This is a genomic window from Streptomyces sp. PsTaAH-124 (assembly GCF_000373685.1).
Lineage (GTDB): Bacteria > Actinomycetota > Actinomycetes > Streptomycetales > Streptomycetaceae > Streptomyces > Streptomyces andamanensis.
This window is the reverse complement of the sequence record NZ_KB892169.1, coordinates 187,182-200,131: the sequence shown is the minus strand read 5'-3', so window position 1 is coordinate 200,131 and position 12,950 is coordinate 187,182. Positions and strand designations below refer to the sequence as shown.

General features: G+C 71.0%; 9 protein-coding genes. 5 read left to right on the top strand and 4 right to left on the bottom strand.

Translation table 11 applies throughout. From position 1 onward, the window contains the following. Positions 1 to 2 precede the first annotated feature (2 nt). Positions 3 to 3,542, bottom strand: coding sequence for a DNA polymerase III subunit alpha (dnaE, locus tag B086_RS0116335; RefSeq protein ID WP_018567497.1), 3,540 nt, complete (start codon positions 3,540 to 3,542; stop codon positions 3 to 5). 245 nt (positions 3,543 to 3,787) lie between these two features. Here dnaE and B086_RS0116330 point away from each other — a divergent pair, with 245 nt between their 5' ends. The 4 genes from B086_RS0116330 to B086_RS0116315 all read left to right on the top strand — a co-directional run bounded on the left by B086_RS0116330 (position 3,788) and on the right by B086_RS0116315 (position 8,647). Then, positions 3,788 to 5,137 (top strand): DUF2252 domain-containing protein, encoded by a 1,350-nt coding sequence (locus B086_RS0116330; protein ID WP_018567496.1) that lies wholly within the window; start codon positions 3,788 to 3,790, stop codon positions 5,135 to 5,137. A gap of 69 nt (positions 5,138 to 5,206) precedes the next feature. After that, a complete protein-coding gene (locus B086_RS0116325; RefSeq protein WP_026252490.1) occupies positions 5,207 to 5,923 on the top strand; it encodes a hypothetical protein in 717 nt (238 codons plus the stop codon). A 90-nt stretch (positions 5,924 to 6,013) separates the two neighbouring features. After that, positions 6,014 to 6,832, top strand: a complete 819-nt coding sequence (locus B086_RS0116320) for a thioredoxin domain-containing protein (RefSeq protein WP_018567494.1) — start codon at positions 6,014 to 6,016, stop codon at positions 6,830 to 6,832. A gap of 129 nt (positions 6,833 to 6,961) precedes the next feature. Next, on the top strand, positions 6,962 to 8,647 hold the full coding sequence (locus B086_RS0116315; protein ID WP_018567493.1) for an alkaline phosphatase D family protein: 1,686 nt from the start codon (positions 6,962 to 6,964) through the stop codon (positions 8,645 to 8,647). 21 nt (positions 8,648 to 8,668) lie between these two features. Here B086_RS0116315 and B086_RS0116310 read toward each other — a convergent pair whose 3' ends face one another. Then, on the bottom strand, positions 8,669 to 9,241 hold the full coding sequence (locus B086_RS0116310) for a dienelactone hydrolase family protein (RefSeq protein WP_026252489.1): 573 nt from the start codon (positions 9,239 to 9,241) through the stop codon (positions 8,669 to 8,671). Between the two features lie 154 nt (positions 9,242 to 9,395). Here B086_RS0116310 and B086_RS0116305 point away from each other — a divergent pair, with 154 nt between their 5' ends. Beyond that, entirely contained in the window at positions 9,396 to 10,538 is a 1,143-nt protein-coding gene (locus B086_RS0116305; protein WP_018567491.1) for a mechanosensitive ion channel family protein, read from the top strand. A gap of 16 nt (positions 10,539 to 10,554) precedes the next feature. On the opposite strand, the gene B086_RS0116300 is transcribed toward B086_RS0116305, so the two are convergent. Both B086_RS0116300 and B086_RS0116295 read right to left on the bottom strand, forming a co-directional pair. Then, positions 10,555 to 11,295, bottom strand: coding sequence for an SDR family NAD(P)-dependent oxidoreductase (locus tag B086_RS0116300; RefSeq protein ID WP_026252488.1), 741 nt, complete (start codon positions 11,293 to 11,295; stop codon positions 10,555 to 10,557). Between the two features lie 36 nt (positions 11,296 to 11,331). Then, positions 11,332 to 12,918, bottom strand: a complete 1,587-nt coding sequence (locus B086_RS0116295) for a Na+/H+ antiporter (protein WP_018567489.1) — start codon at positions 12,916 to 12,918, stop codon at positions 11,332 to 11,334. Positions 12,919 to 12,950: the final 32 nt, after the last annotated feature.

Genomic DNA, 12,950 nt, shown 5'->3' with positions numbered 1-12,950 from the left:
GCTCAGCCCGCCAGGCAGGACGGGCCGAGCAGGACCTTCAGATCGCCGAAGAGGGCGGGGTCGGCCTTGACCCGGTGCCGGTCGAGCCGCAGCACGGTCGTCTTGGACGGCCCCTGGAGCTTGATCCGGACCTCGCTGTCGCCCCGGTGGTGGGTGAGGATCTCGCCGAGACGGCTGACCATGGGCGGGGTGATCCGGGTGGCCGGGATGGTCAGCACCACGGGTGCGTTGGCGCCCGCGTTGGACAGGTCGGGGACCTGGAGCTCCATGGCGACCAGCCGCGGCACGTCCTCACGCTTGTCGAGGCGTCCCTTGACGAACACCACCGCGTCCTCGACGAGTTGGGTGGAGACGAGCTGGTAGGTGGCCGGGAAGAACATGCACTCGATGGAGCCGGCCAGGTCCTCGACGGTGGCGATGGCCCAGGCGTTGCCCTGCTTGGTCATCTTGCGCTGGAGGCCGGAGATGATGCCGCCGATGGTGACGACCGCGCCGTCGGCGTGCTCGCCGCCGGTGAGCTGGGAGATGCCCGCGTCGGCCTTGTCGGAGAGGACGTGTTCCAGGCCGAACAGGGGGTGGTCGGAGACATAGAGGCCGAGCATCTCCCGCTCCTGGGCGAGCAGGTACGTCTTGTCCCACTCATCGGTGGTGAACTCCACGTCCAGCCCGAAGCCGGGTTCGCCGCTGGGCTCGTCGCCCATCCCGCCGAAGAGGTCGAACTGCCCCTCGGCCTCCTTGCGTTTGACCGCGACCACATTGTCGATCATCGGCTCGTACTGCGCGGTGAGGCCCTTGCGGGTGTGGCCCATCTCGTCGAAGGCGCCGGCCTTGATCAGCGACTCGGTGGTGCGCTTGTTGCAGACCACCGCCTCGACCTTGTCGAGGTAGTCGGGGAAGGAGGAGTACTTCCCCTTGGCCTTGCGGCTCCGGATGATCGACTCCACCACGTTGGTGCCGACGTTGCGGACGGCGGAGAGGCCGAAGAGGATCACGTCGTCGCCCTGCGCGGCGAAGTTCGCCTCGGACTCGTTGACGTTGGGCGGGAGCACCTTGATGCCCATGCGCCGGCACTCGTTGAGGTAGACCGCCGACTTGTCCTTGTCGTCCTTGACCGAGGTCAGCAGGGCCGCCATGTACTCGGCCGGATGGTTGGCCTTCAGATAGGCGGTCCAGTACGACACCAGCCCGTACGCGGCCGAGTGCGCCTTGTTGAACGCGTACCCGGCGAAGGGCACCAGCACGTCCCACAGCGCCTGGATCGCCTCGTCGCTGTAGCCGTTCTTCTTCGCTCCGGCCTGGAAGATGGTGAAGTTCTTCGCCAGCTCGTCGGGCTTCTTCTTGCCCATCACCCGGCGCAGGATGTCGGCCTCGCCGAGCGAGTACCCCGCGATGATCTGCGCGGCCTTCTGCACCTGCTCCTGGTAGACGATCAGGCCGTAGGTGACGGCCAGGACCTCTTCGAGCGGCTCCTCCAGCTCCTTGTGGATCGGGGTGATCTCCTGGAGGCCGTTCTTGCGCAGCGCGTAGTTGGTGTGCGAGTCCATGCCCATCGGACCGGGCCGGTACAGCGCCGAGACGGCGGAGATGTCCTCGAAGTTGTCCGGCTTCATCAGCCGCAGCAGGGAACGCATCGGCCCGCCGTCGAACTGGAAGACACCCAGGGTGTCGCCGCGCTGGAGCAGGTCGAAGGTCGTCGGGTCGTCCAGCGGCAGCCCCAGGAGATCGATGTCGATCCCCTTGTTGGACTTCACCATCTTGACGGCGTCGTCCATGATCGTCAGGTTGCGCAGGCCCAGGAAGTCCATCTTCAGCAGGCCGAGCGACTCACAGCTCGGGTAGTCCCACTGTGTGATGGTCACCCCGTCGGTGTGCCTCACCCAGACCGGGACGTGCTCGGTGATGGTCTCGCTGGACATGATCACACCGGCGGCGTGCACGCCCATCTGCCGCACCAGGCCCTCGACGCCCTTCGCGGTGTCGATGACCTTCTTCACATCCGGCTCGTTCTCGTACATCGCGCGGACCTCGCCGGCCTCCGAGTACCGCGGGTGCGAGGAGTCCGTGATGCCGTTCAGATCGATGCCCTTGCCGAGGACGTCGGCCGGCATCGCCTTGGTGATGCGGTCGCCCATCGCGTACGGATAGCCCAGCACGCGCGCGGAGTCCTTGATCGCGTTCTTGGCCTTGATCTTGCCGTACGTACCGATCATGGCGACCTTGTCGGCGCCGTACTTCTCCGTGACGTACCGGATGACCTCCACGCGCCTGCGCTCGTCGAAGTCGATGTCGACGTCGGGCATGGAGATGCGCTCGGGGTTGAGGAACCGCTCGAAGATCAGACCGTGCGGGATCGGGTCGAGGTCGGTGATGCCCATGGCGTAGGCGACGATGGAACCGGCCGCCGAGCCCCGGCCGGGGCCGACCGCGATGCCGTTGTTCTTCGCCCACATGATGAAGTCGGCGACCACGAGGAAGTAGCCCGGGAAGCCCATCGAGATGATGACGTCCATCTCGTAGTCGACCTGCTTCTGGCGGTCCTCGGGGATGCCGCCGGGGAAGCGGCGCTCCATGCCGCGCCGGACCTCCTCCTTGAACCAGGTGACCTCGGTGAAGCCCTCGGGGATGTCGAACTTCGGCATCAGGTCGCGCTTCTCGAACATGCCCGTGGTGTCGACCATCTCGGCCACCAGGAGCGTGTTGGCGCAGCCCTGCTGCCAGGCGTCCGAGGAGTCGATGGCGTACATCTCGTCCGTGGACTTCAGGTAATAGCCGGTGCCGTCGAACTTGAAGCGGTCGGGGTCGGAGAGGTTCTTGCCGGTCTGGATGCACAGCAGGGCGTCGTGCGCACCGGCCTCGTGCGCGTACGTGTAGTGCGAGTCGTTGGTGACCAGCGGCGGGATGCCGAGCTTCCTGCCGATCTCCAGCAGGCCCTCGCGGACCCGGTGCTCGATGTCGATGCCGTGGTCCATCAGCTCCAGGAAGTACCGGTCCTTGCCGAAGATGTCCTGGTAGTCGGCGGCGGCCTTCAGCGCCTCCTCGTCCTGCCCCAGACGCAGCCGGGTCTGCACCTCGCCCGAGGGGCAGCCGGTGGAGGCGACGATGCCCTGGGACCACTGCGCGATGGTCTCCTTGTCCATGCGGGGCCACTTCTGGAGCCAGCCCTCGGCATAGGCGTCGGAGGAGAGCCGGAAGAGGTTGTGCAGGCCCGTGCGGTCCACCGCCCACATCGTCTTGTGGGTGTAACCACCGGAACCGGAGACGTCGTCGCGCTTCTGGTGCGGCTGGCCCCAGCGGACCTTGCGCTTGTTGCGCCGGGACTCGGGCGCGACATACGCCTCGATGCCGATGATCGGGGTGACCCCGGCCTTCTGCGCGGTGTGGAAGAAGTCGTACGCCCCGTGGAGGTTGCCGTGGTCGGACATGGCGATGTGCGACATGCCCATCTCGTTGCACGCGTCGAACATGTCCTTCAGCCGCGCGGCACCGTCCAGCATCGAGTACTGGGTGTGGACGTGCAGGTGCGTGAACGGCGGCTTCGACACGGTGCGGCCTCCTGGGAGAGCTCTCGGCGACGGGCTGCGGACAGTCTGGGGGACAGCGTCGAAGTCTATGCCCCGGCACTGACACCCGGAGTCCGGCCGGGCGTACCTTCGGCGGGGAACCGGGCACTCCCCCGCGGCGCCGGACGTTGATCGGGAGAAGTCGCGGGGCCGGGGCGGCCCGGCCCCGCCCCGGCTTGCCGTGATCCGCCCATGTCACGCACCACCCGTACCAGGAGGCACCCGCGATGTCGGTCCCCCAGCTCAGCGACGAGCAGCGCGGCGAGGAGATCCTCTCCGTCTTCGACACCGCCTTCGGCGAACTGCTGGCCGCCGACCCGGCCGCGTTCCGTGTGAAGTTCCGCAGGATGGCGGCCTCCGCCTTCGCGTTCTACCGGGGCACGGCGTGCCTCTTCTACCACGACCTGGCCGCCCAGAGCCCCGGCGGCGACGGCGCGCGGGCCGCCGCCGGACCGTATCTGGACGAGCGCACCTCGCGCGTGTGGATCCACGGCGATCTGCACGCGGAGAACTTCGGTACGTACATGGACTCGAACGGTCGGCTGATCTTCAACGTCAACGACTTCGACGAGGCCTACGTCGGCCCGTTCACCTGGGACGTCAAGCGCTTCGCCGCCTCCGTCGCCCTGGTGGGGTACGCGAAGGCGCTCGGCGACCGGCAGATCACCGAACTGGTGAGCGTCTACGCGCACGCCTACCGCGAGCGGGTGCACGCCCTGGCCACCGGCGCCAAGAGCGACGAGGTGCCGCCCTTCACCCTGGACACCGCCGAGGGCCCGCTCCTGGACGCGCTGCGCGACGCCCGCTCGCTGACCCGGTTCGGCCTGCTGGAGTCGATGACCGAGATCCGCGACTTCGAGCGCCGCTTCGCGCCCGGCGGCGGCTCCGTCGAGCTGGACGCGGCCACCCGCTACAAGGTGCTCGCCGCCTTCGACGGCTATCTGGAGACCCTCCCGGAGTCGTCCCTGGCCCGCCCGGACTCCTACCGCGTCAAGGACGTCGTGGGGCGCCGGGGCATCGGCATCGGCTCGGCCGGGCTGCCCTCGTACAACATCCTGCTGGAGGGCAACAGCGACGCCCTGGAGAACGACGTCGTGATCTACATCAAGCAGGCCCAGACCCCCGCCGTCTCGCGGCATGTGACCGACCGGGCGATCCGCGACTACTTCGCGCACGAGGGCCACCGCACGGTGATCTCCCAGCGCGCCCTCCAGGCGCACGCCGACCCGTGGCTGGGCTGGACCGAGCTGGACGGCGCGGGGCAGCTCGTCGCCGAAGTCTCGCCGTACGCCGTCGACCTGGACTGGGGCGACATCGACGACCCGGAGGAGATCGCGCAGGTCGTCGCCGACCTCGGCCGCGCCACCGCCGCCATGCACGCGGCGGCCGACGACCAGTCCGGCGAGTCCCTGGTGCCGTTCTCCACCGAGCGGGCCATCGACGCCGCCATCGCGGCCGACGAGGAGGGCTTCGCCCCGATGCTGACGGACTTCGCGCACACCTACGCGGCCCGCGCGCGCGAGGACCACCGGATCTTCGTCGACCTGTTCCGCAACGGTCGTATTCCGGGTCTGTGACGACAGGGACGCTCACAGGGACCCTTTAGGGGCGCCTTACCGGCGGACGTGCCACACTCTCCTTCTGCTATGGACATATCCGGGACCCGACTCAGAGCCGTGCGCGCGGCGCTGTTCACGGCTGTGGTCGTGACGCTCAGCACCGCGTCGCACATCCTGCTGTCCCAGGTCCCGCTGCCGCTGAACACGGTGGCCGCCGTCGCGGGCGCCGTGTTCGTCCTCGCCTACGCCCTGGCGGGCCGCGAGCGCGGCTTCGGCCGGATCGCCGCCCTGCTGGTCCCGCTGGAACTGGCCGCCGACACCGTCTTCACCACCGGCCAGCAGGTCTGCTACGGCAGCGCGGGCGGCCCGCTCGCCGGTCCGCTGCGCTCGGTCGGCTGGGACGTGCTGTGCGGCAGCAACACCCATGTCGGCACGCCGCTGGCCCGGATGACCGGCGCCGACACCGACCGGCTCGCGCTGCTGCTCGCGCACGCCGACCCGGCGACCGCCTGGCTGCTGCTGGCCGCGCATGTCGCCGTGGGCCTGCTCGCGGCGGGCTGGCTGCGCCGCGGCGAGCGGGCACTGGCCCAGCTGGTGCGCGCGATGGCCGCGACCACCTTCCGGCCGCTGCTGCTCGCGGTCGCCGCGGTCACGGTCCGCCGGCGCGGCACGGTGCGGCGCCCGACGCGTCCCGCGCCGCACCGCACCACCCTGCGCGCCCGCCTCCTCGTCCACTCCCTGGGACGACGCGGTCCGCCGCGCCCGGCCGCCCGCGCCCACCGGCACGCCCCCGCCCTCGGCTGAGCGGCGGCGCCGGTCCGGACCGACCGGTCCCCACCACGTCACACGTACGTCCGCGCACCAGGCTGCGCGGCCCACAGGGAGAACACCACCATGAGCAAGCGGAACAGCCAGTCGGCGAAGACGGCGGCCCGGGAGCGGCTGCGCGTCGAGCGCGAGCGCGAGGCGAAGCGGGCCAAGGTCAGGCGGCAGGTCATCGTCGGCGTCTCGGTCGTCGCGGTGCTGGCCGCGGCGGGCGGCATCGGCTACGCCGTCGTCCAGGCCAACAAGCCCGGCCACTGGGAGGCCGTGAAGGACGAGAAGGTCGTCGCGCCCGCCAACACCTCGGGCAAGGACGGCACGACGGTCGTCTTCGGCAAGAGCACCGCCGCCAAGACCCTCAAGGTCTACGAGGACCCGCGCTGCCCGGTCTGCGCGCAGTTCGAGCAGACCGTCGGCGCGACCCTGAAGAAGGACATCGACGACGGCAAGTTCAAGATGCAGTTCATCTCGGGCACCTTCCTCGACGACCACGACCAGGGCGAGGGCTCCAAGAACGCGCTGAGCGCCCTCGGTGCCGCGCTCAACGTCAGCCCCGAGGCGTTCCTGGAGTACAAGACGGCGCTCTACTCCGCCAAGTGGCACCCGGACGAGAACGACGACAAGCTCAAGAACGACTCGTACCTCATCCAGATCGCCGACACCGTCTCGGCGCTCAAGGGCAACGCCAAGTTCCAGACCGCCGTGAAGAACGGCACCTACGACGCCTGGGCCATGGCCATGTCGAAGTCCTTCGACGACAACAAGGACGACGTGAAGGGCACCCCGAGCCTGGTCATGAACGGCAAGAAGCTCACCACCCCCGGCTCGGACAACGCGCCGATGACGGTGGAGGACTTCGACTCGGTGGTCGGCGCCGCGCTGAAGGGCTGACCCGGCCGGGGCGGTGCGCGCCGGATCCGTCCCGGTTCGCACGGCCCTGCGCCAATCCCCGTTGAAGAGCGGGCGAACTTTCCCCGTTCGCCCGCTCTTTGCGCGTACCGGTCAGTAATGTGATCGGCCGTGACCAGCCGACACAGAGCGTCCGACCCTGCCCAGACCCCTCCTCGCGCCGACGGCCCCGCGCCGGGCCCGCGCCGCCGTACGGTCGTCAAGGCCGCCGCGGCCGGTGCCGCCCTGGCCGCGCCGCTCGCCGCCGCGCTGCCCGCGCGCGCCGCGACCGCCGCGCCCGCCTTCCTGCACGGGGTGGCCTCCGGCGACCCTCTGCCCGACGGCGTCCTGCTGTGGACCCGGGTGACCCCGGTCCCGGAGGCGCTGCCGGGTTCCGGTGCCGGGCCCGACACCGAGGTGAGCTGGGTGGTCGCCACCGACCGGGCGTTCACCACCGTCGTCGCCCGCGGCTCCACCGTCGCGAGCGCGGCCTCGGACCACACCGTCAAGGCCGACATCCGCGGCCTGCGGCCCGCCACCGACTACTGGTTCCGCTTCTCGGCCGGCGGCACCGACTCGCCCGTGGCCCGCACCCGGACCGCGCCCGCCCACGACGCCGCCGTGACCGGCCTGCGCTTCGGCGTGGTCTCCTGCGCCAACTGGGAGGCCGGCCGCTTCGCCGCCTACCGCCACCTCGCCGACCGCGGCGACCTGGACGCCTGGCTGCACCTGGGCGACTACATCTACGAGTACAAGTCGGGCGAGTACGCGGCCCGGGGCACGGTCGTGCGCCCGCACGAACCGGCGCACGAGATCCTCACGCTCGCCGACTACCGGATCCGGCACGCCCGCTACAAGACCGACCCCGACCTCCAGGCGCTGCACCACCGCGCGCCGGTCATCGCGATCTGGGACGACCACGAGTTCGCCGACAACGCCTGGTCGGGCGGCGCGGTCAACCACACCGAGGGCGCCGAGGGCGCCTGGAGCGACCGCCAGGCAGCCGCCAAGCGCGCCTACTTCGAGTGGATGCCGGTGCGCCCGGCGATCGCGGGCACCACCTACCGGCGGCTGCGCTTCGGCAGGCTCGCCGATCTGTCCCTGCTCGACCTGCGCTCCTTCCGCTCGCAGCAGGCGTCCACCGGCTCGGGATCGGTCGACGACCCCGGCCGCACCCTCACCGGCCGCGCCCAACTGGACTGGCTCAAGGCGGGTCTGACGGCCTCGGACACCACCTGGCGGCTGGTCGGCAACTCGGTGATGATCTCCCCGTTCGTCGTCGGCGCGCTCTCGGCGGACCTGCTGAAGCCGCTCGCCAAGCTGCTGGGGCTGCCCCAGGAGGGCCTGGCGATCAACACCGACCAGTGGGACGGCTACACCGACGACCGCCGCGAACTCCTCGGCCATCTGCGGGGCAACGCCATCCGCAACACCGTCTTCCTGACCGGGGACATCCACATGGCGTGGGCCAACGACGTGCCGGTGGACGCCGGGACCTATCCGCTGTCTCCCTCGGCCGCGACCGAGTTCGTGGTCACCTCGCTGACCTCCGACAACCTCGACGACATGGTCAAGGTCCCCGAGGGCACCGTCTCGGCGCTGGCCGCGCCGGTGATCCGGGCCGCCAACCGGCACGTCCACTGGGTCGACACCGACCGCCACGGCTACGGCGTCCTGGACATCACCGCCGAGCGCGCGCAGATGGACTACTACGTCGTCTCCGACCGCACCCGGGCGGACGCGACCTCCTCCTGGGCCCGCTCGTACCGCACCCGCAGCGGCACGCAGAAGATCGAGCGGACCTACGACCCCGTCTAGCCGGACCTGTCCGGCGCGGGCTCAGCCGATGCTGTCGAGGAAGCCGAGCGCCACCCGCCAGGTGGCCTCGGCGGCCTCCGCGTCGTAGTCCGGCAGGTCCGGGTCGGTGTAGAGGTGACCGGCCCCGGCGTACCGGTAGATCTCGACGTCGGCGCCGGTGCGGCCCATCTGGAGGTACCAGGCGCTCAGCCAGTCGTCCGTCTCGAACGGGTCCGGCTCGGCCACATGCAGCTGGACGGGCAGCTCGTCGGCCCGGGCGCCCGGCGCGATGTCGGACGTGCCGTGCAGGAGCAGCAGGCCGCGGGCCTTGTCGTCGCCGAGGGCGAGGGTCTGCGCGACGGAGGCGCCGAAGGAGAACCCGGCGTAGACCAGGCCGCGTTCCGAGTAGGGGGCGGCGGCCAGCACGGCCCGTCTGAGCAGCTCGTCCTTGCCGGTCTCGTCCTTGAAGGCCATGCCCTCCTCGACCGAGTCGAACGTACGGCCCGCGAAGAGATCGGGCGTCCACACCTCGTGCCCGGCGGCGCGCAGCCGGTCGGCGGCCTGCCGCACCGCGGGGGTGAGGCCGTAGGTCGAGTGGAAGAGCATGATGTTCATGAGGCCATGGTGCCAGCCGGGTACGACAACGCCCGAGCGCACCCGCCCGGATGTGAACGTCCTGCGTGGGCCTCGCCACACGGGCCCGGCCCTACCCACGAACCGCCGGAAGACACATGTTCGTCCCCGGCCGCCCCCGGTTACGTTCGCAGGCATGGAAGACGCACTCCGCCCGCTGACCGTGATCGGCGGCTCGGTCGTCCTCACCCTGCTCATCGGCTGGGCCACCGACCTGCTGCTGCGCAAGGCCGACGAACGGCACCACGAGACACCGCTGTGGGGACTGCTGCGCCGGGCCCGCGTGCCCTACCAGCTCGTCCTGTGCTCCGCCCTGCTCAGAGGCTCCTACGACCGCGCCGAACTCCTCCAGGAGCACCGGGGCGGCATCGGCCGCACCCTGACCCTGGTGCTGATCGGGTCCGCCGCCTGGCTGGCCGTCCGGATCGCGGCGGCCGTCGTCGAGACCTCGTACTCCCGCTACGCCAGCTCCCGCGCCCAGCGGGACCCGGCCCGGGTGCGCCGGGTGCGCACCCAGGTCGAGCTGATCATGCGGGTGGTCACCGCGGTCGTCATCGTGGTGGCCGCCGCCTCGATGCTGCTGACCTTCCCGGCGATGCGCGCGGCCGGTGCCTCGCTGCTGGCCTCGGCCGGGATCCTCGGCATCGTCGCCGGTGTCGCCGCGCAGTCCACGCTGAGCAACATGTTCGCCGGGCTCCAGATCGCCTTCGGCGACATGGTGCGCATCGGCGACACCGTCGTCGTCAACGGCGAGTGGGGCACCGTCGACGAGATCACGCTGACCTTCCTGACCGTACGGACCTGGGACGAGCGCCGGATCACCATGCCGGTCTCCTACTTCACGTCCAACCCGTTCGAGAACTGGTCGCGCGGCACCCCGCAGATGACCGGCACCGTGTTCTGGCACCTCGACCACTCCGCGCCCCTGGAGGCGATGCGCGACAAGCTGCGCGACATCCTGCGCACCTGCCCGGCCTGGGACGGCCGCGCCTGCAACGTGCAGATCACGGACACCACGCCCACCACCGTCCAGGTGCGGGCGCTGGTGACGGCGAAGGACGCCGACGACATCTGGACGGTACGGGTCGCGGTGCGCGAGCAGATGCTCCGGTGGCTGTGCGAGGAGCACCCGTACGCGCTGCCCCGCGTCAACACGGGCGAGGCGGTGCCGCCGCGGGACCGCGCCGCCGGGGACGGGCACGGGGACCGGGCAGTGCCCGTCGCCGGTCCGGACGGGACGCGCACCGGCCTGGACGCGTCCCGCGCCGGGCGCGGCTGACGGGGCCGCCGGGCGTTCAGTGGCCGCGCTCGGCGCCGCCGTTGACCTGGACGATCTGCGAGGTGACGTGCGCGGCGGCCGGGGAGGCCAGCCAGTGCAGGGTGGCGGCGACATCGCCGGGGGTGCCGGCGCGGCCGGTCGAGGTCTCGCCGACGAGCCGGGCGCGGCGCTCGTCGTCCATCGCGTCGCCGAAGAAGCCGGTGTCCTCGATGTAGCCGGGGGCGACCACGTTCACCGTGATGCCGTGCGGGCCCAACTGACGGGCCAGATCGTGGGCGTAGGGGTGCAGGGCCGCCTTGGCCGCGCCGTAGGCACCGCTGCCCGAGCCCCGGTAGGCGGCGATGGAGCTGAGGAACAGCACCCGTCCGCCGGGCTCGGCCAGCCGGTGCCTGAGGGCCTCGGTGAGCAGCACGGCGGTCAGCGTGTTGAGCCGGAAGTTGAGCGACCAGTCGTCGGCGATCCGCTCCAGCGGGTCGGCCCGCTCCGGCCGCTGCTCCAGCAGTCCGGAGCCGCCCGCGCTGTGCACGAGCACGTCCACGGCGCCCATCTCCTCGGCCACGAAGCGGGCGGCCTGCCGTACGTCGTCCACGTCCGTGAGGTCGGCCGCGCGGACGAGCGCCCCCGGCACCCGCGCCTCGCGCAGCACCTGCTCGCGCCGTCCGAGCAGCAGGACGCGGTCCCCGTCGGCGGCGAACGCCCGCGCCGCGGCCAGCCCGATGCCCGTACCACCACCGCTGATCACTACGTTGCGTGTCATGCCACCGAGACTAGGACCTGCCCGGCCGCCGACGGGTCAGCGCAGGCTGCGCACGTCGAGGTGGCGCAGCACCCGGTCCACGATCTCCGGGTCGGCGCCCGGCTCGCTGCGGGCGGCGAGCACCTCGTGCCGGGCGGCGCTCAGCATCTCGGCCTGGATCCTGCGCAGCCGCTTGATCCTGCGCACCCGGTGCTCCTGGGCCTCGCGGCGCTCCTCGTCGCCGATCTGCGGGTTGATCCGCAGGCCGATCTCGAAGGCGCGCCGCAGCATCTGCTCGGAGACCTCGTCGGGCAGGTCCTCGACCGACTCGATCTCCTTCAGCCGCCGCTTGGCCGCGCGCGCCGCCCGCACCGCCAGTTCCTTCTCGAACTCCTTCTCGCGCTCGGTGTCGGCGCGCACCCCGAGCCGCTTGACCAGCCACGGCAGGGTGAGCCCCTGGAGCACGAGCGTCACCATGATCACGCCGAAGGCGATGAAGACGATCTCGTCGCGGTCGGGGAAGGGCGCGCCGCTGTCCGTCTTGAGCGGGATGGCCAGGGCCAGCGCCACCGAGGCCACCCCTCGCATCCCCGCCCACCACATGACGACGGTCTCCCGCCAGCTCGTCGGGATGTCCTCGTCGTAGTCCCGCCGGGCGTGCAGGCGCTGGGTGAGCCAGGTCGCGGGCAGCAGCCACAGCAGCCGGACCAGGATCACGACGCCCACGACCACCCCGGCCCAGCCGAGCAGTTCCAGCCAGCGGCCGGACGCGGTGCGGATCGCGTTGTGCAGTTCCAGGCCGATCAGTCCGAAGGCGACTCCGGTGACGAGGGTGTCGACGACGTCCCAGACGGTGTGTCCGGCCAGCCGGCTCATCACGTCGTCGGCCCCGTAGGCGTACTCGGCCAGGAACAGCGCGGTGGTGAGCACGGCGAGGACGCCGGAGCCGTGCAGTTCCTCGGCCAGCACGTAGGAGGCGTACGGCACCAGGAGCGTCAGGCCGATCTGGAGGGTGGCGTCCCCCAGCAGGTCGAGCAGTTTGTTGGCGCCCCAGCCGAGGGCCACGCCGATGATCACGGCGACCACCGCGGACAGCACCAGGTCGAGTCCGGCCTGCCAGGCGGAGAACTCGCCGCTGACGGCGGCGGCGATCGCGACGTGGTAGAGCACGATGGCGGTGACGTCGTTGAACAGGCCCTCGCCCTCCAGGATCGACACCAGGCGGCGGGGCAGCCCGAGCTGTCCGGCCACCGCGGTCGCCGCGACCGGGTCGGGCGGCGCGACCAGCGCGCCGAGCGCCACCGCGGCGGCCAGCGGCAGCCCCGGCACGATGGTGTGGGCGACCACCGCGACGCACAGGGTGGTGACGAACACCAGGGCCACGGCCAGCAGGAAGATCGGACGTCTGTTCGCCGCGAACTGCCGCCAGGAGGTGCGCCGTACGGCGGCGTAGAGCAGCGGCGGCAGCAGCGCGGGCAGGATCAGCTCGGGCGGGATGTCGATGTTCGGCACGAAGTTCAGGACCGCCAGGACGATCCCGAGGAGCGTCATGAGCACCGGGGCGGGCAGCCCGAGCCGGTCTCCGACGGGGACACTGATCACGGCCCCGAGCAGGACGACGAACAACAGGGCCAGCTGATCCACGCTCGGCGCTCCGGGGGTCGGACGGTCACACG

Excerpts from the sequence above, each read along its gene's own strand:
- B086_RS0116310 (WP_026252489.1), bottom strand. The coding sequence starts at position 9,241 with ATGAACATCATGCTCTTCCACTCGACCTACGGCCTCACCCCCGCGGTG.
- B086_RS0116320 (WP_018567494.1), top strand. The coding sequence starts at position 6,014 with ATGAGCAAGCGGAACAGCCAGTCGGCGAAGACGGCGGCCCGGGAGCGG.
- B086_RS0116305 (WP_018567491.1), top strand. The coding sequence starts at position 9,396 with ATGGAAGACGCACTCCGCCCGCTGACCGTGATCGGCGGCTCGGTCGTC.
- B086_RS0116330 (WP_018567496.1), top strand. The coding sequence starts at position 3,788 with ATGTCGGTCCCCCAGCTCAGCGACGAGCAGCGCGGCGAGGAGATCCTC.
- B086_RS0116325 (WP_026252490.1), top strand. The coding sequence starts at position 5,207 with ATGGACATATCCGGGACCCGACTCAGAGCCGTGCGCGCGGCGCTGTTC.
- B086_RS0116300 (WP_026252488.1), bottom strand. The coding sequence starts at position 11,295 with ATGACACGCAACGTAGTGATCAGCGGTGGTGGTACGGGCATCGGGCTG.